The 23,391-nt window shown below is 69.9% G+C and carries 21 protein-coding genes and 1 pseudogene; 12 read left to right on the top strand and 10 right to left on the bottom strand.

Annotation, left to right across the window (positions count from 1 at the left end):
• Positions 1-41 precede the first annotated feature (41 nt).
• On the bottom strand, positions 42-1,637 hold the full coding sequence (locus tag A176_RS09320; RefSeq protein ID WP_002637544.1) for a leucyl aminopeptidase: 1,596 nt from the start codon (positions 1,635-1,637) through the stop codon (positions 42-44).
• Between the two features lie 135 nt (positions 1,638-1,772).
• Here A176_RS09320 and A176_RS09325 point away from each other — a divergent pair, with 135 nt between their 5' ends.
• From A176_RS09325 to A176_RS09335, 3 genes and pseudogenes are all read left to right on the top strand, one after another.
• On the top strand, positions 1,773-2,666 hold the full coding sequence (locus A176_RS09325; protein ID WP_002637545.1) for a hypothetical protein: 894 nt from the start codon (positions 1,773-1,775) through the stop codon (positions 2,664-2,666).
• Between the two features lie 90 nt (positions 2,667-2,756).
• Positions 2,757-3,538 (top strand): annotated as a pseudogene (locus tag A176_RS09330) (sulfite exporter TauE/SafE family protein).
• Positions 3,535-4,014: a DUF1634 domain-containing protein gene (locus A176_RS09335; protein ID WP_044890605.1), complete on the top strand. Its 480-nt coding sequence runs from the start codon at positions 3,535-3,537 to the stop codon at positions 4,012-4,014. Before A176_RS09330 ends, A176_RS09335 begins: the two are co-directional and overlap by 4 nt.
• A 44-nt stretch (positions 4,015-4,058) precedes the next feature.
• Here the strand turns inward: A176_RS09335 and A176_RS09340 are convergent, their stop codons facing one another.
• From A176_RS09340 to fabF, 3 genes are all read right to left on the bottom strand, one after another.
• Positions 4,059-4,934 (bottom strand): tetratricopeptide repeat protein, encoded by an 876-nt coding sequence (locus A176_RS09340; protein ID WP_002637548.1) that lies wholly within the window; start codon positions 4,932-4,934, stop codon positions 4,059-4,061.
• Positions 4,935-4,942: 8 nt separating this feature from the next.
• Positions 4,943-6,586 carry a helix-turn-helix domain-containing protein gene (locus A176_RS09345; RefSeq protein WP_002637549.1) on the bottom strand — a complete coding sequence of 548 codons (1,644 nt, stop codon included), beginning with the start codon at positions 6,584-6,586 and terminating at the stop codon, positions 4,943-4,945.
• Between the two features lie 310 nt (positions 6,587-6,896).
• On the bottom strand, positions 6,897-8,159 hold the full coding sequence (gene fabF, locus A176_RS09350; RefSeq protein WP_002637551.1) for a beta-ketoacyl-ACP synthase II: 1,263 nt from the start codon (positions 8,157-8,159) through the stop codon (positions 6,897-6,899).
• A 183-nt stretch (positions 8,160-8,342) separates the two neighbouring features.
• On the opposite strand from fabF, the gene A176_RS09355 reads away from it, so the two are divergent.
• The 6 genes from A176_RS09355 to A176_RS09380 all read left to right on the top strand — a co-directional run bounded on the left by A176_RS09355 (position 8,343) and on the right by A176_RS09380 (position 13,012).
• Positions 8,343-8,867 (top strand): PaaI family thioesterase, encoded by a 525-nt coding sequence (locus A176_RS09355; RefSeq protein ID WP_002637552.1) that lies wholly within the window; start codon positions 8,343-8,345, stop codon positions 8,865-8,867.
• Positions 8,868-8,882: 15 nt separating this feature from the next.
• Positions 8,883-9,503, top strand: coding sequence for a TetR/AcrR family transcriptional regulator (locus A176_RS09360; RefSeq protein WP_002637553.1), 621 nt, complete (start codon positions 8,883-8,885; stop codon positions 9,501-9,503).
• Between the two features lie 127 nt (positions 9,504-9,630).
• Positions 9,631-11,043 carry a M61 metallopeptidase family protein gene (locus tag A176_RS09365; RefSeq protein ID WP_002637554.1) on the top strand — a complete coding sequence of 471 codons (1,413 nt, stop codon included), beginning with the start codon at positions 9,631-9,633 and terminating at the stop codon, positions 11,041-11,043.
• Between the two features lie 54 nt (positions 11,044-11,097).
• Complete coding sequence (locus tag A176_RS09370) at positions 11,098-11,343, top strand: hypothetical protein (protein WP_002637555.1); 246 nt, start codon at positions 11,098-11,100, stop codon at positions 11,341-11,343.
• 89 nt (positions 11,344-11,432) lie between these two features.
• The gene (gene bufB, locus A176_RS09375) at positions 11,433-12,281 is read left to right on the top strand and encodes an MNIO family bufferin maturase (protein ID WP_002637556.1); all 849 of its coding nucleotides are present in this window, start codon (positions 11,433-11,435) and stop codon (positions 12,279-12,281) included.
• Positions 12,278-13,012, top strand: a complete 735-nt coding sequence (locus A176_RS09380; protein WP_002637557.1) for an HvfC/BufC N-terminal domain-containing protein — start codon at positions 12,278-12,280, stop codon at positions 13,010-13,012. The genes bufB and A176_RS09380 overlap by 4 nt, the downstream gene beginning before the upstream one ends.
• A gap of 18 nt (positions 13,013-13,030) precedes the next feature.
• Here A176_RS09380 and A176_RS09385 read toward each other — a convergent pair whose 3' ends face one another.
• The 5 genes from A176_RS09385 to A176_RS09405 are packed head-to-tail and all read right to left on the bottom strand — an operon-like array spanning position 13,031 to position 19,985.
• Complete coding sequence (locus A176_RS09385; protein ID WP_002637558.1) at positions 13,031-15,820, bottom strand: hypothetical protein; 2,790 nt, start codon at positions 15,818-15,820, stop codon at positions 13,031-13,033.
• Positions 15,821-15,824: 4 nt separating this feature from the next.
• Positions 15,825-16,949, bottom strand: a complete 1,125-nt coding sequence (locus A176_RS09390; protein WP_002637559.1) for a carboxypeptidase-like regulatory domain-containing protein — start codon at positions 16,947-16,949, stop codon at positions 15,825-15,827.
• Positions 16,949-18,589, bottom strand: a complete 1,641-nt coding sequence (locus tag A176_RS09395; RefSeq protein ID WP_021781467.1) for a caspase family protein — start codon at positions 18,587-18,589, stop codon at positions 16,949-16,951. Before A176_RS09395 ends, A176_RS09390 begins: the two co-directional genes overlap by 1 nt.
• Positions 18,590-18,599: 10 nt before the next feature.
• Positions 18,600-19,403, bottom strand: coding sequence for a hypothetical protein (locus A176_RS09400; RefSeq protein WP_002637561.1), 804 nt, complete (start codon positions 19,401-19,403; stop codon positions 18,600-18,602).
• A 6-nt stretch (positions 19,404-19,409) separates the two neighbouring features.
• Complete coding sequence (locus tag A176_RS09405) at positions 19,410-19,985, bottom strand: RNA polymerase sigma factor (RefSeq protein WP_002637562.1); 576 nt, start codon at positions 19,983-19,985, stop codon at positions 19,410-19,412.
• Between the two features lie 158 nt (positions 19,986-20,143).
• Between A176_RS09405 and serC the strand changes: the two genes are divergently transcribed.
• The 3 genes from serC (at position 20,144) to A176_RS09420 (ending at position 22,260) form a co-directional block, all read left to right on the top strand.
• A complete protein-coding gene (gene serC / locus A176_RS09410; protein ID WP_002637563.1) occupies positions 20,144-21,232 on the top strand; it encodes a 3-phosphoserine/phosphohydroxythreonine transaminase in 1,089 nt (362 codons plus the stop codon).
• Between the two features lie 41 nt (positions 21,233-21,273).
• Complete coding sequence (locus tag A176_RS09415; RefSeq protein WP_002637564.1) at positions 21,274-21,831, top strand: chalcone isomerase family protein; 558 nt, start codon at positions 21,274-21,276, stop codon at positions 21,829-21,831.
• Between the two features lie 180 nt (positions 21,832-22,011).
• Positions 22,012-22,260 carry a GlsB/YeaQ/YmgE family stress response membrane protein gene (locus tag A176_RS09420; protein ID WP_002637565.1) on the top strand — a complete coding sequence of 83 codons (249 nt, stop codon included), beginning with the start codon at positions 22,012-22,014 and terminating at the stop codon, positions 22,258-22,260.
• Between the two features lie 21 nt (positions 22,261-22,281).
• On the opposite strand, the gene A176_RS09425 is transcribed toward A176_RS09420, so the two are convergent.
• Entirely contained in the window at positions 22,282-23,319 is a 1,038-nt protein-coding gene (locus tag A176_RS09425) for a PA0069 family radical SAM protein (protein ID WP_002637566.1), read from the bottom strand.
• Between the last annotated feature and the right edge of the window lie 72 nt (positions 23,320-23,391).

Here is a 23,391-nt window from a genome sequence, read left to right on the forward strand (position 1 = left end):
GGTGAGGGCGCCTGTCGAAGGCGCCCTCGGTGAGACAGGCGTTACTTCGCGCGCTTCCGGGCCGGCTTCGCCTTGGCCTTCGGAGCGGGAGCTTCCTCGGCGGCGGGCGCGGTGTCCTGCGTCTGCGAGCGCAGCCGGACCCACTCCACCAGGGTGCGCACGCCCACGCCGGTGCCGCCCTTGGAGAGGTAGCCGCGCTCCTTGGGGCTGTTGGACGGGCCCGCGATATCCAGGTGGACCCACGGCGTCTCGCCCACGAACTCGCGGAGGAAGAGCGCGGCGTTGATGGAGCCGCCCCAGCGCTCGCCGGAGTTCTTCATGTCGGCGACCTCGGAGCGCAGCGCGTCCTTCTGCAGGTCGCTGATGGGCATGCGCCACATCTCCTCGCCCGCGGTGCGCGCGGACTGGAGGACCTGCGCCATCGTGTCCTCGTGCTCGCCGAAGGCGCCGACGATGTAGTTGCCCAGCGCGACGACGCAGGCGCCGGTGAGCGTCGCCAGGTCGATGATGGCGGACGGCTGGTGCTCGTTGGCCCACGTCAGGATGTCACCCAGCACCAGGCGGCCTTCCGCGTCGGTGTTGGTGATTTCCACCGTCTTGCCCAGGCGCGAGGTGAGGATGTCACCCGGCTTGTAGGCGTTGCCCGCGGGCATGTTCTCGCACGCGCCAATGAAGGCGTGCACGGGGAAGGGCGGCTTGAGGGCGGCGATGACCTTCATGGCGCCCAGCACCGCGGCCGAGCCCGCCATGTCCGTCTTCATGTCCACCATGCCGTCCGTCGGCTTGAGCGACAGGCCGCCCGAGTCGAAGGTGACGGCCTTGCCCACCAGCGCCAGCGGCGCGCGCTTGGCGTCCCGCGCGTTCTTCGGCGTGTACGCCAGGTGGATGAGCCGGGGCTCCTCGGTGCTCCCCGCGGTGACGCCGAGGAACATGCCCATGTCGAGCTTTTCAATCTCGCGGCGGCCACCGATGGTGACCTTCATTCCGCCTTCCTTCGCGGCCTGACGGGCGGCGTCCGCCAGCACCGTGGGCGTCACCGCGTTGGGCGGCTCGTTGACCAGATCCCGGGCCCAGTTGGTGGCCTCCGCGACGCGCTGCGCCAGCGTCAGCGCATCATCCAGCTCGCGCGTGCGCTCCGTGCCCTCGGGCAGCAGCAGCGACACCTTGCCCAGCTTCGGCGCGCCCTTCTTCTCCTCGCGGGCGGACGACTTGTACTTGTCGAAGCGGTAGGCGCCCAGGCCCAGGCCTTCCACCGCGGCGCGCACCGCGTCGTGCGCGGCGTTCGTGGCGGGCAGGGTGAAGACCAGCGAGGTCACCTTGAGGCGCTGCGCCGTCTTCGCGGCGCGGCCCGCGGCCAGGCGCAGCACTTCCGGGTGGAACCGGGCGCGGTTGCCCAGGCCCAGCAGCAGCACGCGCTCCGCGGACGTGTGTCCCAGGGTGTGCATCACCAGGCTCTGGTCGGCCCGCGCCTTGAAACCCTCCTGGGTGGCGGCGCCGCGCAGGCGCCCTTCCAGTGCGCCATCCGCCGCGGTGAGGGAGGACGGAGCGCTGTCTCCCAGCTCGCCCTCGAAGAGGGGGATGACGAGCAGGTCGCCGCTCGTCCGCGTGGCATCGCCGGAGACGAAGCTGAAGTTCATGGGCCGTGGAACTCCTGAACGGAGGTAAGGGCTGCGGAAAGGGCGCGGACTGTAACGCCCGCCCTGTTACGCGCAAAGCGTTGGATTTCATTCGAGCATTGCATTGCTTCGTTGCACTGGGTAGCAGTGAGGCGAATGCCCACGCTGCTGATGCATCTGACCGCCATTGAACGGATGGCCGCCAACCCGGGGGAGCTGCCGGCGGATTGGGTGCGTGCGTTGTCAGAGGATCTGCCGTACGCGCGCTTCGGCGCGGCGCTGCCAGACCTGCCGTTGTGCGAAGGACTCCGGGGCGGGCTCTCCGCCTTCCTGCCGGAGCGGGAGCTGCCGCACTTCGCCCGGCTGTATCACGAGCGCGCGCCGGTGGGCTTCGGCTTGAAGATGGCGGAGCTCGTGGCCTCGGGCGCGCTCGTGGGCACCGAGCCAGGGCTGGCCGTCCTCGCGGGTTACTTCACGCACCTGTGCCTGGACCGGCGGCTGTATCCGGTGGTGGACAGGCTGGTGGTGCGTCACCGCCGCCGGGGCGAGCGGGCCCTGGAGGCGCACCGCGACATCGAATGGGCCCAGACGCTCTTCTACCTGCGCGAGCTGCACGGCATGGACCTGCTGGGGACGTCGCGGGTGCGTGAGAAGTGTCAGGTGGTGAAGAGCCCGGGCTTCCCATGGCGAGGCATTGGCGGCGGCCTCTACGAGCTGGTTCGTTTGTCCTCCCAGGAGCGCGTGGGCCAGGCGCCCAGCAAGGCGGACGTGGATGGCTGGGTGCGCGGCCTGTACGTCTCAGGCCTGTTCCTTTCAAGCCCCGTGGGCAGGGCGCGCGCGTTGCCAGCCTATGCGCGGCTGTCCTTCCAGGAGCTCTACCGCAACGACGCCTTCGACTTCGCGGCGGAGGTGGAAGGTGCGCTGGAGACCGCGCGTGGAGTCTTGCGTCGGTTGAATGGTTACATGGCACGAGGCACCTTCACGCCTCGGACGCGGGCCCGCTTCCTGGAAGTCTTCCCGGAAGGGACGCTGGGCGCGCGAGCGGCGTGACACCCGCAGAGCAGGCGTCCTGGCGAGCCCGGCGCTGCTTGGGGAATGACGCTGTCCGATGCGCGAGGCCGCTCCTATCCTCGAAGAGGAATGACGGTCCTCCTCCTCATCGCTGTGGGCGCGCTCGCGGGCACTCTGGGCGCGATGCTCGGCATCGGAGGCGGAATCGTGCTGGTGCCCGCGCTGGTGCTGGGGTTCGACATCCCGCTGGAGCAGGCGATTCCGGCGAGCCTCATGTGCGTGGTGGCCAGCTCGTGTTCCGCCGCCGCGGGTTACGTGCACAACCACCTGAGTGACATCCGCCTGGGTCTGTCGCTGGAGCTGGCGACGGTGCTGGGCGCCATCGCTGGCGGCATGGTGGCGGCCATGGTGGCGCCGGCCATGGTGGCGGTGGTGTTCGGGCTCTTCACGCTCTACGTGGCGCTGCAGATGCTGCTGCTGCGCTCGCCGCGCCAGGAGCCCGGGGCGCTCGACGACTACGCGCCCGCCAACTACCCGCTGGGCATCTCCGGCTCGTTCGTGGCGGGCGGCCTGTCCTCCCTGCTGGGCGTGGGCGGAGGGCCGCTCAAGGTGCCGCTGATGACGTACGGCATGCACGTGCCCTTCAAGGTGGCGAGCGCGACGAGCAACCTGATGATCGGCGTCACCGGCGCCGCGAGCGTTGCCGCGTACGCGTTGAGGGGCCATCTCAAACTGGCGCTGGTGTCGCCGCTGGTGGTGGGTGTCCTGGGGGGCGCCTACGTGGGCAGCCGGTTGATGCCGAAGGTACCGACCGTGGTGCTCAAGCGGCTGTTCGCGGTGGTGCTGCTGGTGGTCGCCGCGCAGATGCTGTGGAAGGGGGGGAGGGATTGTGGCCGAGCATTCTGAAATGAGTGAGCCCGAGGAAGCGCGAGCGGCACGCACTTCCGTATCCGTGGTGGTGGCGGCGGAACACGCCGGCGCCGTGTCCAACGTGGCGGTCTCGGGAGGGGCCGCCTCGCTGCGTTCCCAGGAAGGCCAGGCGCCCCCGGACGCGGGCCCCGCGGAGCAGGTGCAACACCATCACCGGGAACGCGCGGTGGCGGGAGACCGGTGGATCGCGCGGGTGTTGCGAATCGGCGGGGTGGTCAGCGGCGGCATGTTCGTCTTGTCGCTGGGCCTGGAGTCCCTGCCGCAATCCGAGCGTGTCCACGTCGCCATCGACTTATTGCGCAAGGGCGCCGCGTCACTGCTGCTGGTGACGCCCGTGGCGCGGCTCGCGGTGTCGGGGACGTTGCTGGGCCTGCGCGGTGAGTGGCGCTACACGATGATGGCCGCGGGCGTGCTGGGGCTGCTCGCGCTCGCCGTGGGCGCCGGCATCCAAGCGTAGGGAAGCGCGCGTGGGGCGCTCTCCCCTTCGCCTGGGAAGAGCGCTCACACGCCGCGCGCGGTGAAGTGGGCGAGCACGTTCTGCACCTTCGCGACCTCGCCCGTCTGGCCCAGGTCCTCGTAGAGCGGAAGCAGCGTCTCGAACTGCTTGCGGGCCGCCGCGTAGTCCTGCTGGTAGTAGCAGGACAGGCCCAAATCCCAGCGGGCGCGGGCTTCATACGCGTGGTCGTGCAGCTCCTGGTACAGCTCCACCGCGCGGAGCAGGTGCGGACGCGCGCCCTCATGGTTCCCCAAGAGGCCTTCCGACTCGCCCAGCAGCAGGTGCCCCAGCGCGAGCGTCTCCGCGTCGTCGCCCTGCTCCAGCAGCGGCACGGCCTCCAGGAAGCGCTTGCGCGCGGGCTCGTACTCGCCCTTCTCCATGCGGATGTCGCCGATGTCCAGGAGCAGGCGCGCCACGCGGTCCGGGTTGCGCGTCTGGCGCAGCAGGATGAGGGCCTCCTGGTACTTCTCCTCGGCGCCCTCGGGCTGGCCCAGCGAGCGCAGGGACTCACCGATGCAGGCGCGGGCCAGGGCCTCGCCCTCGCGGTCCTTGGACTCGTTGAAGAGCATGGCCGAGCGGGCAATCAGCTCGATGGCGCCGCGGTGATCCTCGAAGTTCGCCTTCACCACGCCCAGGCCCATCAGGGCCTGCGCCTGGCCGGGCTTGTACTTGGCCTCCTGGAACTTCTCGAGCGCCTCTTCGTAGAACTGCCGGCTGGCGGCGTGGTCCTCCAGCAGGCCGTGCAGCTCGGCCAGGTTCACCAGCCCATGGCCCACGTCGGTGGGCGAGCCGGTGATGCGCAGCGGCGCCAGCGCGTTCTTCTGCTTCTGGATGGCGTCGAGGATGTGGGTGCGTTGGGAGTCTTCGGGCGGGTGGTGCATGTCGAGCCTCAGGCGTCGCCACCCTTGCGGCGGCGGGAGGTCTTGTCCAACGAATCGTCCTTCTCGCTCCCGACAGTCCCGTTGGCGTGCTCGGCGCCGTTTCCGTTGCCGTGGACGGCCAGGGCGGGGACCCCGGGGGCCCGCTCCTTCTCCACCTTCTCGGCCTTCTCGTGGACGAGGATGGGCGAGAAGAAGCAGTCCTTCTTCGTGTACTCGTCGAAGGCGAAGGCGAAGCGGTAGCTGGCCGCCGCGCGCTGGTTGCAGTCGGTGCGCTCGCAGAAGCGGCAGGAGATGCCGGAGGGGATGGCGTCCTTGCGCAGGTCCGTCGTGGGCAGGCCGTAGGCCAGGTACTTCGCGTTCTCCGCGTGCGTCCCCAGGCCAATGGAGTACGCGGTGCCCTTGACGATGGAGCCTTCAATCGGCTGGAGCTGCACCTTGGCGAAGCAGAAGTACGAGGTGCCGTCCGGCATGATGGAGTACTGCCGCGTGAGCTGGGACGGGTTGAGGAAGGCCAGGTGGACGGCCCACTTGGCGCAGCTCCCGCCGCCCGAGGCGAAGCGGATGCCGGTGCCGCTGTAGCGCTTGGAGATGTTGCCGGCGATGTCCGCGCGCAGGAAGTGGAAGGGCAGCCCGGGCCGCTTCGGGTCCGACAGGTTGCACAGGCGGTGCGCCACCGTCTCGTAGGTGGAACCGAAGATGCTCGACAGAAGCTCCACGTCGTAGCGCGTGCGCTGGACCTCCTTGAAGAAGTCCCCGTAGGGCAGCATCAACGCGCCGGCGAAGTAGTTGGCCAGGTTCACCTTGATGAGCCGCTGCGTTTCGCCGTGGCGCATGCGGCCCGCGTCGAGCACGCGCTCCAGCAGCTTCTCGCGGTCCATCACCAACAGGCCAATGGACGCGGCGATTTGGAACTTCAGGGGCTGCTCGGTGAGGAAGGGCGACAGCGTCAGCGTCCGCTCCTCGGGGTCCAGGCGCCGCACCACGGACGAACCGGACGGGGACGGGTCGTCGAAGAGGACGCGGTAGCCGAAGCGCTCCTCCAGGAGCCGGATGAGCTGGCCGCTGGTGAGCTGCCGCTCCAGCCGCACGTCGCGGCGCAGCGCGTCCGCCTGCTCCTCCAGCTCCGGGAAGTAGTTGCGGTGCTTCTCCAGGAAGTCGCTGACCTCGTCGAAGGGCGAGTAGTCGAAGCGCACGCCCGGCGACATGCCGTGGACCGTGCCTCCCTGGGCGCGCGTGCGCTCCTCCACGTTGAGCTGCGCCAGCACGTTCTCCAACTGCGTGCGCGTGTTCTTGTAGAGGTTGAAGAGCGCCGCCACCGTGCCCGCGAGCTTCGGCTCCGCGGAGAGCGACTGGAGCGACTCCGGGTCGATGTCGAGGCTCTTGAGGAGCGGCTCGTCCAGCAGCTTCGCGAGCGCTTCATCCACGCGGCCTTCGCCCAGCGTGGACATGAACTGCTCGGGGTCCTGGTCGAAGTAGCGAAGGGCCTTCCAGAGCAGCGGGAAGGGCATCACCCGTTTGCCCTTCTCGATGAGGTTCAGGTACGCCGGGGAAACGCCCAGGTCCTTGGCTGCGTCCGCTTGCTTGATGTTCCGGGCAAGGCGCAGTCCTCGAAGCTTCAGGCCCACGTTGGCGTTCAGTGCGTTGTCGTTCATGGCCAGATGCAGAGGCACCTTTTGCGATCGCGAATGGCCGCGCGCGCCACGGGTGCCTCACCCACTTTGCAAATCGATTTACCGATTTGCAATGACGGATTTCGGGCCGGGGGACCCCTGTCGGCCCGGCGACGGGCCGGGTGCCCTGGAGGCGGAGAGGGCGCCTCCGGCCGCGCCAACTCCATGGAATCATTGTCCTTGCGGGCAGCCCATCGGACAGGCGGCCTCGGCGTCGCCGGGTCCTGTCAAGCATTTACTGATGCGATGCGGCATCCCCGGGTGACACTTCGGTAAACGCGGAAACGGCGGTTTACAGACCCGTCACGGGGGCGGGGCGCGATCGGCGGAATATCAGGGACACGTTCGTTCCGCCAAAGCCGAACGAGTTGTTCATGACGGCGTCCACGTGGGCGGTGCGGGCCACCTGGGGCACGCAATCCAGGTGGATGCGCGGGTCCTTCCGCTCCAGGTTGATGGTGGGGGGAAGCACGCCCCGGGTCAGGGCCAGCACGCTGATGACGGCCTCCGCGGCGCCGGCCGCGCCGTTCATGTGGCCCGTCATCGACTTGGTCGAGGACACGGCGACCGTGCGCGCGGCGTCGCCGAAGACGTGGGTGATGCCCTCCATCTCCAGCACGTCGCCAATGTCCGTCGAGGTGCCGTGGGCGTTGATGTACCCGATGTCCGCGGGGGAGAGCGCCGCGTCGGCCAGGGCCGCCCGCATGCTCCGCTGCGCGCCTTCGTGTCCCGGTGCGGGCTGGGTGACGTGGTACGCGTCGGAGCTGGCGCCGTACCCGGCGAGCTCGGCGTGGATGTGCGCGCCCCGGGCCTCGGCGTGTTCCCAGGCCTCCAGGACGAGCATGCCGGCGCCCTCGGCGAGCACGAAGCCATCCCGGTCCTCGTCGAAGGGACGGCTGGCGGCCTGGGGCGCGTCGTTTCGCGTGGACAGGGCCTTCATCGCCGCGAAGCCGCCCACGCCCAGAAGGGAGATGGGCGCCTCCGCGCCGCCCGCGACGGCCACGTCGAAGTCACCGCGCTGGATGCCGCGCATCGCCTCGCCCAGGGCGTGGGCGCTGGTGGAGCACGCGGAGTTGGTGGACCAGCTCGGCCCCTTGATGCCGTGGCGCATGGACACGTAACCCGGCGCCAGATTGATGATCATCTGAAGGATGAAGAAGGGGCTGATGCGGTCCGGCCCTTTCTCCAGCGCGCGGCGGTACGTCTCCTCCATGCTGGAGAGGCCGCCAATGCCCGAGCCGATGATGGTCGCCACCCGGTCGGCGTTCTCCGGGGTGATTTTCAGTCCGGAGTCCGCCAGCGCCATGTCCGCCGCCACCACGGCGAACTGCGCGAAGCGGTCCATCCGCCGCAGCTCCCGCCGCTCGATGAAGTCCTCGGGCTTGAAGTCGCGCACCTCTCCCGCGATGCGGCAATCCAGCCCGCTCGCATCGAAGAGGGTGATGGGCCCCACACCGCTCTGTCCGCGGACCAGGGCCTCCCAGCTCTTCTCCACCCCCGTGCCACAGGGGCTGATGAGCCCCAGCCCCGTCACCGCGATTCGCCGCTTCTGCATGGACGCCTCCCTGTGCGCGCCGCGCGAGACCGGGCGCCGGCCCACACCGCCCTGGCTTCCACTCGCGTTGCGCTGGGGGTGGTATTATGGTCATCATTCAAAAGAGGCAACACATCCTGATGGGCACGATTCATCCATGGATTCATGGGATGACAGCCATCATTCATTGGCGGAGGCGCGGCGATGCGTGAAGAGGCAGGTGGGCAGCGGACCCGGACGGTGACGTGGAAGGACACCCGGGAGGGCGTGGCCGCGGCGAAGTCGTTGTCCGGGCTGGAGTATCTGCGCGCCATCCTGCGAGGCGAGGTGCCGGGGGCGCCCATCGCGGCGGTGCTGGGCTTCGCGCCCGTGGAGGTCTCCGAGGGGCGGGCGGTGTTCGAGGTCCAGCCCGCCGAGTACCACTACAACCCCATTGGCACGGTGCACGGGGGCCTGGCCGCGACGGTGATGGACTCGGCGCTGGGGTGCGCGGTGCACACCACGTTGCCCGCGGGGGCGGGGTACACCACGCTGGAGCTTCACGTGAACATGGTGCGCGCCATCACCCAGGACTCAGGGCCGCTGACGTGCACCGGCGAGGTGATTCACGTGGGCGCTCGCACGGCCACCGCCCAGGCGAAGCTGACGGACGCCAGCGGGAAGCTGTATGCGCACGGCACGACGACGTGCATGCTGTTCCGGCCGCCCGGAGCGGGAGGCCGTGAGTAGGAGAAGGCGGAGACGATGCGGTACGGACCCGAGCACAAGCAGGCCACGCGAGAGCGCATCCTGGCGGCGGCGGAGACGCTGTTCCGCAAGGAGGGCTTCGCGGGCGCGAGCGTGGAGCGCGTGATGCGCGCGGCGGGGCTGACGGTGGGGGGCTTCTACTCCCATTTCGGCTCCAAGGACGTGTTGGTCGCGGAGTCCGTGCGTTCGTTCTTCCAGCGGCAGCAGGACCGGTGGCTCGGCGGTCTCGAGGGACTGCGCGGCGGGGAGTGGCTGAGCCACTTCGTCCGCCGCTACCTCAACCACCACGTCCGGGACAACCCGGAGACGGGCTGCATCCTCCCCTCGGTGCTCTCGGACCTGACGACGCGGGGCCCTCCAGAGGCCCGTGGCTCCTTCAGTGAGGGCGTGGAGGCCTTGGTGGCGGAGATGGGCGCGCGCGTGCCGGGGGAGGGTGGGGTGACGGCCCGCAAGCGCGCGCTGGCGACGCTGGCGTTGCTCTTCGGTGCCATGACCCTGGCCCGCGCGACGCGTCCGTTGCCGCTCTCCGATGAGATTCTGGAGGCCGCGCGAGAGTTCCTGCTGGCGGGCGAGGAAGGGGGCTCGGCGCCGGCCCCGGCTCGGAAGAAGGCGCGCTGAACCCGTGCGCGGCTTGCCCCGCCGTGCCGTCGAGTGTGGGGTACCGCCGGACAAGTGTTGGTCCCTCTCCCGGCGGAGCGCGGGCGGGGTTCTCGTCCGGGCCGCCATGCGTCACGCTGTCACGCCTATGAAGGCTGCGTTCGCCGTCCTGCTGCTCGGCCTGACGCTGGTGTCCTGTCAGGCGTCGGTGCGCCCGCGTCGCGCGGAGGACCTGACGGCGCTCCGCTACCGCCTCACCTACGTCCGCGTGCCCGAGCATGCGGTGGACGTGGAGGTCGTGCTCGTTCGTGACGCGCCTCGGGAGTTCCTCTTCAGCCAGCCCGGCGCGGTGACGACGGTGGCCGTGCACACGGAGGAGGGCGGGGTCCACCCGGTGGCCGTGCGGGAGGGGCGCGTGTCGCTGCCCAAGGGCACCCGCCTGCTGCGCTACCGGTATGCGCTGGATGCCGTCATCCGGGAGCAGGGGCCGGACTTCTTCCAAGGCGCGGGGGATGGCGACGCGCGCCACGTCGCGGGCCGCGCGTACCTCATCCGGCCGCTGACGGTGAAGCCGGGCATGCGGGTGGAGCTCGCGGTGTCGGGGGCCGACGTGTTGTTGCCCTGGCAGGCCGATGAAGATGGCGTGTACCGGCTGCGCGGCGAGGACCTGGTGGACTCGGGCTTCCACGGCTTCGGCGGGCGCCGGTGCCAGGTGCGGTTGCCGGACGCCGTGCTCGACGTGGCGATTCTGGGGCGCTTCACGCACTTGAGCGACGCGGCGGTGTGTACGTGGCTGGGCAAGGCCGCGGAGGAGGTCCGCACCGTGCGGCGCGCCTTCCCGCATCCGCGCATCACCGTGCGCGTGATTCCCGCACCGGGACATCCGGGCCCGAGCGTCTTCGGCATGGTGCGGTGGAGCTCGCCCCCCAGCATCTCCATCAGCGTGGGACAGGACGCGGTGGCCGCGGACTTCGCGCGGGACTGGGTGGCCGTGCACGAGATGTTGCACCTGACGCACCCCGTGTTCGTTCCCCGCGTGCCGTGGCTGTCGGAAGGGCTGGCCACCTACTACACGGAAGTCGCGCGAGCCCGTTCCGGACGGCAGGACGCGCTACAGGCCTGGACGGAGCTGGTGGACGGCTTCGCCCGTGCGCGCGAAGGCCAGGAATCGCGCTCCATGCAGGAGGCTGTGTCTCAAGACGGCTTCTCGCTCGCTGTCTATTGGACGGGAGCGCTGTTCGCGTTGCATCTCGACGTGGAATTGCGCCGTATCACTGGAAACACGCGAGGTCTGGATGACGTGCTGGAGTTGCTCGCGCGGCGCGGGAGTTCTTCCACCTTGGGTGCGTTCGGCGCGGCGGTGGATGCCATTGCCGGACAGCCGCTGTTCAATGCTCTGTTGGAGCGGCACTTGTCGCGGCCTGCTTTTGTGGAACAGGCGGGTCTGCTAGAAGCGCTGGGTGTCCAGAACGGACCCAACGGCGTCTCGCTGGTACCCGCCCGAGACAGTCTGTTGCGTGATTCGGTGGTCGGTCGGCGCAGCCACGGCGAAACACCCTGAATGCACCCGCGACCTCCGCACCCCCCACGCAGTACCGAAAGGAAGTAGGCAGCCATGAACGTCAAGGCTCTCGCAGCGGTTGTCGGCACCCTGTCCCTGGCCTCGCTCGCGACGGGTTGTGCCACCAAGAAGTCGGCGGAAGTCGAGCCGGCCACCACGGAGGAGACGGGCGCCGAGAGCAGCGGCGCGACCGAGGCGCAGGAGGGCGCTCCCGCCGCGACCGAGGAGAAGGGCGCCGAGGGAAGCTGTGGCGCCGGCTCGTGCGGCGCGGGCTCCTGCAACGGTCAGAAGAAGGAGTAGTTCCTTCCGCTGGGCCCGAAGTGCTCCGGGCGGTCGGAGCGTCGCACCGCCGCCCGGGTTGTTTCCTGCTCCTGGAGAGGTTCCCCGCCGTGGCCGTGACGTATGCACAGCGACATGGGTTGAAGCCGCTGGGAGCGGGCATTGGACTGCGAAGGAGTTTCTACGGTGAGTTGCCGCGCACGGAGCGCGCGCTCGACTGGGTGGAGATCATCCCGGAGAACTTCCTGACGTTGGGTGGGCGCTCGCAGCGGGCCGTGGAGGCCTGCAAGGAGCGCTGGCCCGTGTTGCCCCACGGCGTGGGGTTGAACATCGGCGGACCGGACGCGCTGGATGAGGACTACGTCCGCGGACTGACGGCCCTGGTGAAGCGGGTGGATGCGCCCTTCTTCTCGGACCACCTCTGCTATTCGCGGCTGGACGGTGTGTATCTGCATGACCTGCTGCCGCTGCCCTTCAGCGAGGCGGCGGTGGAGCACGTGGTGCCCCGCGTGCGCGAGGTGATGGACCGGGTGGGGCGCCCCTTCCTGTTGGAGAACCCCAGCTACTACGCGCGCATGCCCGGCGGCACGCTCCAGGAAGCGGACTTCCTTCGTCACGTCGTCGAGCAGGCGGACTGTGGGCTGCTCCTGGACGTGAACAACGTCTACGTCAACGCGCTCAACCACGGCTACGACGCGCGCGCGTTCATCGACGCCCTGCCGCTGGAGCGCGTGGTGCAGATTCACCTGGCGGGCCATACGCGCTACCCGGACGTCATCGTGGACACTCACGGAGACCGGGTTTGCGACGACGTCTGGTCGCTGTACCGCCATGTGCTGGCGCGCACCGGACCCGTCGCGACGCTCATCGAATGGGACCAGGACATCCCTTCCCTGGACGCGGTGCTCGACGAAGCGGACGCGGCGCGCACGGTGCTGCGGGAGGCGCCGGGACGATGAAGCCGTCGCTGCGGGCGTTCTTCGACAGCATGGGGGCCTATCTCTCCGAGCCCGGGACGGCGTCGCTCGACGCGCTGTACGCCCGGCACCCGGAGTGGGACGCGCCGCGCGAGCGGGTCTCGCTCTATGGGGACTTCGTGCGTGGCCATGTCCGCGCGGCGCTGGAGAAGGTGTTCCCGTTGACGCGCGACGCGGTGGGGCAGGATGCGTGGGGCGCGCTGGTGCGGGACTTCACGAGGACCCGGCCCGCGCGGCACCACGAGCTCAACCATCTGTGCGAGGGCTTTCCCGCGTTCCTCGCGGACGCCACGGCTTCGCTGGGACTGGCGCCTTTCGCCGCGCCCCTGGCCCGCTTCGAGTGGACGGACTTCGCGGTGTACGCCGCCGAGGACGCGAGCCCCACGTCCGTGGCGCGACTGACGGCCAATCCCACCCTGGTGGTGTTGGAGCACGACTTCCAGCTCTGCGCCTACGTGCGTGCGCGGGGCGCCCTCGCGGCGCCCGAGCCCGGGGCGGAGCTGGCGCTGTTGTGGCGGCACCCGGGGCTGTTGAAGACGTACTTCATGGCCGCGACGTCGCCCGCGCTGCTGGTGCTGAAGATGGCGGTGGAGGGGCTCTCCCTGGCGGAGGTGTCGACGGCCACGGGGATGTCCCAGGCGGAGCTGCGGGCGACGGTGATGCTTCAGGCCCGGGAGGGACTGGTGCTCCTGCCCACCGACGGAGAAGGGTGAGCGCGCGCCTTCGCGTGCTCAGTGCCAGGGGGACGTCACGAGGCCCTGGGCGGTGCCCACGTAGCGAAGCTGCTCCGACGCCACGTGCAGCGTGCTCACGTCCGGGTCTGGCAGGCCTTCGTTCGCGCCGAAGTGGCTGACGATGTCCGCCGTCAAGTCGTAGCGCACCAGCCCTCCCTTCGTGCCGGCCCAGAGGATGTCTCGGGACACGCCGTCCCCGGGGTGCTGCCGTTCGAAGTGGAGCGCGCGAACCTCCTCATCCTGCAGTCCCCAGGGCGCGTCTCGCAGGGCGGGGCCGGGCTGTCCCAGCGCGCTGAACCCCATCCGCGTGCCCACGAAGACCTGTCCCTCGGGGCCCACGGCGACGGACAGGACGTCATCGTCGAGGACGGCGGGCGGCGTATGAAACACCACCGTGACGGTGGCGAGCCCGGGCTCAAAGTCCTCTTCATCCCAGAAGGTGATTTCCGCCAGTCCTCCGGAGGTGGCGGCCCAGGCCGTCACGTGCAGCGGCGTGGACACGGGGGAGATGACGAGCTGCCGCACCTCGCGGCCTTCCAGCAGGCGGCGCCCTCCGACGGTGCCCTCGCGTCCTCCGGCCGACGGGTCGCTCGCGCGGGTGAGGACGAGCCCATGCCGGGTGCCCAGCAGCAGCACGTCTGGTGTCGCCCAGGCGGCCACGGCGGTGACGGCCGCGCTCAGCATCGCCCCCGCGTGGCGTGTGCAGGTGCCGCGCACGCAGCGGTGGAGGGTGCCTCCCTCCGTGCCGACGAACAGCGTCTCATCCTCCCCGTTTCGGAGGGTGAACAGCGAGCGCGCTGGCGCATCCACCTCCAGCCGGGGGACGGTGCTGGACGCCGCATACACCCAAGGCGATGCGCCGTCCGCGTAGCGGAGGCCGTCGGCCGTGAGCGCCATCGCGACCACGGGCCGCTGCGCGCCAGGCACCGCGCTCAACAACTGCGAGTGGCCAGGGGGTAGCACCGTGAAGGAGGTCGCGGCTCTGCCCACCGCGCCTTGTGAGTCCCTGGCCGTCAAGACGGTTGTATGTCGCCCGGAGCTCGGGACGGAGAGCGTCGCGGCGGGGAGCGGCGGCACCGTGAAGGTGAGCAGGGGGCCCGACAGATTGTCGAGCCAGCTCAACTCGGTGATGCTGCTCGAGGTGGCCGCTGCTCTGGCGGAGCCGGTGAGCAGCACGGCCTGTCCCTCGACGCAGGGGCCTCGGCTGCAATCGAGGAGGCCTTGCGTCACGCTCTCGATTCGCACCTCGGGCGCGCCATTCACATTCACGGCCACGGTGGCGGCGCAGGCGAGGCCCCACGGGTCCGTCGCGGTGAGCGTCAGCACATGGCGTCCCGGCATGGACAGGCGCTTCGTGGACGTGTTCGGGCCCTGGGCCAGCGCGCCGTCCCGGGAGGACACCCACGTGTAGCGCAGGCTCGCCCGAGCGTCCTCGGCGTCCGCCGCGGAGCCCACCAGCAAAAGCGGCACGCCCGCGTTCAGGACCGCATCGGGCAGCGGGGACTGGATGGCGCAGTCGTTGGGTGACGTGTTGACGATGACGCGCACGGGCCGCTCCACGCAGCCTCGCAGTGAGGGGTCCTCGGGGTCCACCGCGCAGGCGGACAGCACCTGGGCGCCCGCCACGGACAGCACCGCGTTGATTGTCTCTCCCGCGCCCAGGGGCGTGGGCTCCACGTTGGTGGTCCAGATGGGGGCCAGCCACCGCTCCGTCTCCGGGTCGACGCAGGTCGCGCGCAGCGTGCTCGGAACGCCTTGCCGCAGCCGGGGGCTTTCGCTGGTGGGCAGCTCCATCTCACAGCGCGGCGGGAGGTTGGTGACCAGCCGCACCCGCACGCTGTCCACCGCGGCGTATCCCTGTCCGTCGACCACGCGCGCCGTCACCGCGTAGTCCCCGGGCGTGGTGAAGGTGTGCGTCAGCGCCGGGCCTCGCCCCAGGAGCCGGCCGGAGGGTGCCAGCGCCCACTCCACGACGTCGTCCAGGTTTCCCGGGCCGCCTTCGGCTTGGAAGTCCTGGGCGGTGGCGTGGAAGCGGACGGCCGCGCCATGCGGTGGGGCCTCGCCCTGCTTCACGAAGACCTCGTGGGACTCGGGCTGGGTGATGCGCACGGTGGGGGCCCGGGTGGCGCGCACCGTGACGCGCACGGTGGCGGAGGCGGAGACGCCGGTGTCCGGGTCCACCGCGGTGCAGCGGAGCGTGTCCTCTCCCGCGACGGACAGCGTCGCCCGCACCACGTCACCCGCGGGCAGCGGGCCGGACAGGACGGAGGCCCACTGCACCGCGCGGCCTCTCAGGCGCACGCCCTGCTCCGTCAGCGCCACGCATTCCAGCCCCAGCACCTCGCCCAGGTTGAACACGCTGCCCGGCGCGGGCCGCGCCACGGTGGCCACGGGGGCGCCCCTCGCGCGGACGTTCAAGGCCAGGGACGCGCTGGCGGCCAGCCCGCCGGTGTCCATGACGGACGCCGTCAGCAGTTGCTCACCCGGCTCCTGGAAGACGAGGGTGGCCCGCGCGCCGCGAGCGAGCTGGCCCTCGACGGACGTCACCCACAGCACGCTCGCGTTCAGCGCGGCGCCATCTTCCGCGTCCTCGACGACGGCCTCGACGTCCACGGGCTGGCCCACGCGCAGCGCGGTGATGTCCGAGGTGACGTGGAGCGACAGATGCGGGGCGGTGTTGGTGGGGGAGACTGGGGGCGGACGTCGCCGCGGCTCACAACCCCACACCGAAACGGCACAGAGGGCCACCAGGACGAGCCGCAGCTTCGAGGTGGCGCGATGTGCCACGGCGTTACATCCTTGGCAGGCAGACGCGGCCCGCCGGCGAAGTCCCACAGCGGCGTTGGCTTGGGCAGTCGCTGTCGGTCGAACACGTCACCGTGCAGGCGCCGCGGAGGCAGATGCCTTCCATCAGGCCCAGCTCGTGGCAGCCCGCGTTGCTGGTGCAGGGCGTGTCGAGCCTGCGCACGGCATGGCAACCCGCGAAGCGCGCGGCATCCGGCAGGCACCGCCCCGTCTGGCACGTGAATCCCGGCGCGCAGTGGGCCGCGCAATCCTCGTCTGGCGCGGCATGGGCCGCGGGGCGGCCATCGTCGTCGGAGCTGCACCGGGCAACGCAGGCGGCGGTGCCTTCGGGCAGGACTTCGCAGTGGCTCCCGGGGGCGCATTGCCAGTCGCCGGTGCACGGCGCGCAGAGCGGACCAGGTCCTTCGCAGCGGTTGCCCCTGCACGACAGGCCCGGGGCGCAGTGCGAGTTGCCGAAGCATTCGAGGCACTTCGAGTTGGGAGCGCACACCAGCCCCTCCTCGCAGCCGACCTCCTCGCAACCCAGGTTGAGGAGCTCCTCGTCCACCTCCAGGTCGACCTTGAGCTCCTTGCGCTCACCCGGTCCCGCGCAGGCCTCGGCGCGGGTGGCCGGGAAGCCCGTGGCCGACACATTCACCGTGTAGCAGCCGTCTGGCAGGGGGCCCACGCGCAGCCGGCCCTTCGCGTCCAGCAGGAGGCGCTGGAAGGGGGTGCCCTCCACGGAGACCTCGGCCGCCGACAGGCGAAAGCCGTTGGTCGTCTTCACCCGCATGTCGAAGAAGCCCGCGGGCGTGGGCGCCACCGGTTGCACCTGGATGGCCTGGCCGCCCATCACGTCCACGCGGACGCGCGCGGCCTTGTCGGCGGTGGCGACGATGAACAGCTCGGCGGGGCCCGCGGGGACGTTCTCCAGCGTGAAGCGGCCATCCTCTTCCACATGGCTGCTCATGCCGGGCTGGTCCACCAGGGACACCATGGCCACGGACGCGTCGCTCTCCGTGAGCTGCCCATGCACGGTGCCCACGCGGAAGGGCGCGTTCTCCAGGTTGCCGCAGGCCACGACACCTGACAGCAGCAGGGCGGTCCAGGCGATTTGAAACATCGAGCGCATCAGAAGCGGTATCCCGCGCCGGCCCATCCACCCGTGAAACCCACGGCCTGCCCCTGCCCGTCCACGACGACATACGTCAACATGAGCTGCGCCTGGGACATCAGCTCCAGCCGCTCACCCACGCGCCACACGATTCCGCCCACCACGCCGGGGCTGACGGTGAAATACCGCTGCCCTCGGGTGGCTGCCTCTACGTCAAAGGACCGCCCCAGGTACAGGCCGGCCACACGCGGCCCCGCGAACAGCGTCAGCCGCTCCCAACGCCAGAGGTAGGGCAGGGCGGCGCCCGCGGAGAACGTGGTGTAGCGGAACGGCACCTCGCTCGACGGGGTGAGACGCAGCTCCCGTCTGCCGGTGCTGAAGGCCGCGTCGAAGAGCAGGGCGAAGTCCTGGAGTGGTTGGTCCTCCAAGCGCAGGGACAGCGCCACCTCGGGGGCCACGGGCAGCAATTCGGCGCGGCTGTTCGCGTCCACGAAGGAGAACATCCCGCCCAGCAGCGACAGGGAGCGCCGTGGGAAGGCCTCCGCCAGCAGCCGCTCCAGGGGCAGCCGGTCGCCCACGGCCACGTCCACGTCGCGCCGCATGAGCAGCGAGTCGCCCTTGGTCAGCTCCACCGTGCGCTTGCCGGGCGTCACCGCGGCGCCACCGGGCAGCTCGGTGCGCGGCTCGCCGTCCACCTTCAACGTGAAGCCGTCCAGGCGCGGGTTGTAGGAGAACAGCTCCGGGCGGCCGGTCCGGGTGATGCTGCCGGAGAGCACCACCGGGTCCGCGCCCACCTCCAGGATTTCCGCCGACGGACGCTGTCGTCCTTCCGTGAAGGCGAAGGTGCGGCGGCGTGCGTGGTCATGGGCCTCGGTGGCGGTGACGGCGCCGTCGCCGTTGCGGTCCGCGGCGCCGCTCAAGCCGTCGATGAGGAAGTGGGTGTAGATGTCGTTGCGCAGGCCCTCGTCCTCGCGCGCCGTCTCCCCCCAGTCGCAGGCGGCGAACACCATGGACGCGCGCGACGACTCCTCCAGGGGGCGTGCGTAGAAGCCGGCCTTGATGCCCGCCAGCTCCGCCTTCAGCTCCTTGGGCAGCAGGGACTTGCCGCTGCCGCTGTGGCACGTGGCCAGCACCAGCATGCGCCTGCGGCTGGCCAGCCCGTCGAACTCCGCCTTCAGCGCGTCCATGCTCAGCGCCGTCTGGGGGATGTTGCGGTACGACGCGTCCCGCGTGACGAGGTAGCGCCGCAGCTCGCCCTTCGCGTCGCGCGCCAGCGTGCCGTGCGCGGAGAAGTAGACGACCACCACGTCGTCGGGCCGGTTCGCTTCCTTCTTGAGCTGCCGGAGCGCGGCGAGGATGGCCTCGCGTGTGGTGTCCTCGCGGCGCGTGAGCACGCGCACCTGGTCGAACTTGCCGCGCGCCGGGTCCTTGAGCGCCGCGCCGAGGTCCCTCGCGTCCTTGCCGGTGTAGCGCAGCCCCTGCCAGCGGGGGTCGTCGAACGAGGCGATGCCCACCAGCAGGGCCATCCGGCGCGGCTGATAGGCGCTGGACAGCGCGGACTCATCGAGCTTGAGCGGCACCATGCCGCCCTTCACACCCGAAGAGGGCGCCGCGCACGCGACCAGGCACGTCAGGAGGATGGGAAGGAGTCGCCTCACGAGGAACCGTTCAGGGACGATTCTGGCCGCTTCGGACCCGCACGTCGAACCGGATGATGGCCAGTTCGGAGCGCTCCCACGCCGGGTTTTCGCCCTCCAACAGTTCCCTGACGGCCTCCGCCGGAGGCGGCCGTCCCGCGGACCCGACCAGCCACAGCGTCACCGGCCCGGTTTCTCCCGCGAGGCTCACGCCCGCCAGGCCCTGAGGCCCTTGCAGGTCGTGCGTTCCCGCCACCAGCGGGAACTCGCCCAGCAGCTCCGGACGTTCGCCCTCCCGTTGTTCGAAGAGGAGGGCGGTGCCCGCTTCGGTGGCGTGGTAGCGCAGCAGCAGCACGTCCGAGTCCAGCACCGGGCCGCTCGGGTCCAGGCGCCGGAGCCCTCCACTCTGGTCGCGCGCCACCACGGACAGCTCCAGCGCGATGCGCGCCGCGCCGCCCTTCTGTCCCGTCCAGTTCGCGGACGAATCCTCCGAGCTGGCCACCCGCATGCGCGGGAGCAGGACCAGGGCGAGGACACAGGCCGCGAGGCCTCCCGCCACCAGGCCCCAGCGCCGGAGGCCGGGCCGCTGGGTGTGCAGCGCGCGGCGCACCCGGGCCAGGCCCACCTCGTCCAGCGGCGCCTCCGCGGCCGCGCGAGGGGCCAGTCCCAGAAGCAGCGCATCCACCTGTCCGTCGAGCAGCCCCGGGCCCGCGTGGGCGGCGAGGAACGCCTCGCAGGTGTCGCACGGGTGGGCCAGGTGCTCCGCGAAGTACCTCACGGTTTCGGCGTCCCGGTGGGCCAGGGCGAGCATCGCGCCGTCATCCAGGTGTCTCATGAGGACTCACTCCCACCGGCCGGCGAGGACTCGCCGCAGCAGCTCGCGCTTGATGCGAGACCGGAACCGCTCCAGCCGCATCGTCACCGCGCTTTTTCCCACGCCCAGCTTCTCGGCAATCTCCCGCGCGGACAGTTCACCCTCAATGTAGAAGAGGTGCACCGTCCGTTTCTCTTCGCCCTCCGGCAGCTCCGCGATGAGCTGCCGCACCACCTCGATGTCGCGCTCCAGTTGGAGGGCCTCGGGAAGGTGGGGGACCGTCTCCGGCTCCGGGTCCGCCACGTCCTCCTCCAGCCGCCGGGTGTTCGACTTCCGCTCCAGTCGCGTCCGGGCCCGGTTGCGGGCAATGGACAGCAGCCATGACTCGAAGGCCCCGGGCTCCTTCAGCCGAGGGAGCGCCCGGAATGCCCGGACGAACGTCTCCTGGATGACGTCTTCCACCTCATCCGGGTCCAGTGGAGCGAAGCCCCCCACCAGCCGCGCCACCTGTGGACGCGTGCGCCGGTAGAGCTCGCTGAAGGCAGACGCCTGCCCCAGCGATGCCCGCCGTACCCACTCCGTCAGTCCCTCCGACGCACCCACCTGTCCTCCAGACCCCCGCGAACAGCCTCCGGCCACAGCACCGGTGGGCGCCGCCGCTTCCCCGGAAGCAGGCAGGCAGCCTTCTTCTCGCTGGCACCGAGGGGGGCGCTGGGGGAAGAATGTCTCCGCGGCCGTTCATTTCAAAAAGGGACACTGCCATGCGCATCATCAACTTCAACGCCGGCCCGGCCGGTCTGCCACTGCCCGCCCTCGAGCGCGCTCGCGACGAGCTGCTCGACTTCCAGGGCTCCGGCATGTCGGTGATGGAGCACAGCCACCGCGGCCGGGAATACGAAGCCGTTCACGAGGAAGCCATCTCCTTGTTGACCCGGCTGTTGGGCATTCCCGACACCCACCAGGTCCTCTTCCTCACCGGAGGCGCTTCCCAGCAGTTCGCCCAGGTGCCAATGAACTTCCTGTCTCCGGGCACCTCCGCCGACTACCTCATGACGGGGGTGTGGAGCGAGAAGGCGTTCGACGAGGCGAAGTATTACGGCACGCCGCGCGTCGCGGTGAGCACGGCGCAGCCCGACAAGCGCTACACGCGCGTGCCGCGCCAGGACGAGCTGCGCCTGGACCCGAACGCCGCGTACGTCCACCTCACCAGCAACAACACCCTCTTCGGCACGCAGTGGCACACGTTCCCGGACGTGGGCGGCGTGCCGCTGGTGGCGGACATGAGCTCGGACTTCCTGTGGAAGGGCATCGACGTCAGCCGCTTCGGGCTCATCTACGCGGGCGCGCAGAAGAACCTCGGGCCGTCGGGCGTCACGCTGGTGGTGGCGGACAAGGCGTTCATCGCTCGCGGTCGCAAGGACATCCCGAAAATCTTCCGCTACAGCACGCACGCGGAGAACAACTCGCTCTACAACACGCCGCCCACCCTCGCGATCTACCTGGTGCGCAACGTGCTGGCCTGGGTGGAGTCCGTGGGCGGCCTCGCGCGGCTGGAGGAGTGGAATCGGGAAAAAGCCGCGCTGCTCTATGGTGCCATCGACCGGCACGCGGACTTCTTCCGCGGACCGGTGGAGCGCGATTCCCGTTCAGTGATGAACGTCGTCTTCCAGCTCCCCTCCGAAGCGTTGGATGCGGCCTTCGTCGCTGACGCAAAGCAGCAAGGAATGGTGGGGCTCAAGGGGCACCGCACGGCCGGAGGAATCCGCGTTTCCATGTACAACGCGGTGAGCGTGGAGAATGTGAGGACCTTGGTGTCCTTCATGGACCACTTCGTGAAGACACGCGGCTAGGCTGCGTCCAATCGCACGGATTACCCACACCCGGAGGATTCATGAAAACGACGCTGACCACTGTCGCGCTGTCCCTGCTGCTCGCCGTCCCGGCCTTCGCCAAGGATGTCGCGGGGGTGAAGTACCCGGAAACGGCCACCGTTGACGGCAAGGAGCTGAAGCTCAACGGCGTGGGCTTGCGCAAGAAGGTGGTGTTCAAGGTCTACACCGCGGGGCTCTACCTGGAGACGCCGTCGAAGGACGGCGCGGCCATCATCAGCTCCGATCAGATCAAGCGCGTGCGCATGTACATGCTGCGCGACCTGGACAAGAAGACCATCGTCGAGGCCATTGGTGACGGCTTCAAGAAGAACGCGGGCAGCAAGCTCGCGGAGCTCCAGCCCAAGCTGGACACCTTCAACGCGGCCATCCCGGACGTGAAGAGTGGTGACGAGCTCATCCTCACGTACATCCCCGGCAAGGGCACGCAGGTGTCCAGCAAGACGGGCAAGGAAATCTCCGTCGAGGGCAAGGACTTCTCCGACGCGCTCTTCTCCGTCTTCGTCGGGAAGAACCCGGTGGATGGCAGCCTGCGCGACGGGATGCTCGGCAAGGACTGAGTGACGCGCGCGCCTGACGCGCCGTGGGCGCCCCGTGTCTCCTGGTCGAGGCACGGGGCGTCGTCGTTTCAGGAGGCCGGGTGCAATGGGGCGGGCGCCCGTTCGTAGGCAAGGGTGACGGCCGCCGCTGCACGTGGGCGGGAGGTCTGATAGCAACCGGAGGGTTCGAAGGAGGTCGTCATGGGAATCTGTTCGTGGCTGATACTGGGCGGAATCGCGGGTTGGCTGGCCAGCATCATCAAGGGCACCAACGCGCGCATGGGCCTGTTCGCCAACATCGCCACCGGCATCGTCGGGAGCATGCTGGGTGGTTTCATCTTCAACCTGATGGGCGGCTCGGGTGTGACGGGCTTCAACCTCTGGTCGCTGCTGGTGGCGACGGTGGGCTCCGTCATCCTCATCAGCATCGTCCAGGCCATCCGGAAATGACGCCCGCCGCCGCGCCCCTGCTCAGAAGAGGCTAAGCTGGGGTGTGGGCGGCGGCTTCCGCTCCGGGCGCCGGAAGGTGTCCGGGGCCGTTTCGGTGACCCACGACGCGCGCAGGCCCACCTTCCGGGCCGCCGCGTCGAAGAGGCGGTGGATGGTCTCCGCGTAGAGGCCGTCCCCGCGCATCCGGTGTTTGAAGCGGCTGTCGTTGAGCTCGCCGCCGCGCGTTTCGCGGATGCGGTGGAGCACGCGCTCGGCGCGCAGCGGCAGCTTCGCGCGCAGGCGCTCCGCGAAGACGTCCTTCACTGGCCCGGGCAGTCGCACCAGGGTGTGGTGCGCGCGTTTCGCGCCGGCCTCTTTCGCCGCGGCCAGCACGCGGTGGATGTCCTCGTCGTTGAGGCCGGGGATGATGGGCGCCACCGACACCGCCACGTCGATGCCGGCCTCGGTGAGCCGCTGGATGGTGAGCAGCCTCCGCTGGGGGGAGGCGACGTAGGGCTCCATGGCCCGGGCCAGCTCCGCGTTGTGGAAGGGGAGGCTGATGCTCACCCACAGGCGCGCGTCGCGTGCGAGCCGCTGGAGCACGTCCAGGTCGCGCTCCACGAGCACGCCCTTGGTGATGATGCCCACCGGGTTGCGGTACTCCGCGCAGACCTCCAGGCAGCCGCGCGTCAGGCGCAGGGACGCCTCCAGCGGCTGGTAGCAGTCGGTGACGCCGCTGAAGACGACCGTCTCGCCCTTCCAGGAGGGTTTCTCGAAGGCCTCGCGCAGCAGCTCCGGCGCGCGGGGCTTCACCACCAGCTTCGTTTCGAAGTCGGTGCCCGCGCCCAGGTCCAGGTACTGGTGCGTGGGCCGCGCGTAGCAGTACGCGCAGGCGTGGAGACAGCCCCGGTACGGGTTGACGCTCCAGTTGAAGCCCACGTCCGGGCTGTCGTTGTGTGACAGCACCTGTCGGCTGTGGTCCTCGAGGACCTCCAGCTTCGACGGTGGGATTTCGTCCAGGTACTCCACCGCGGTGCTCGCCCACGGGTTGGGCGGATTGTCGATGGGGCGTGCCTTCACACGCCTACCGTGGGCCTGAAAGCACGTTCAGTCAAGGGCCCGCGCACAATGAAAAGGGGAACCCCCTGCAGA

This window comes from Myxococcus hansupus, from assembly GCF_000280925.3.
Taxonomy (GTDB): Bacteria; Myxococcota; Myxococcia; order Myxococcales; family Myxococcaceae; genus Myxococcus; species Myxococcus hansupus.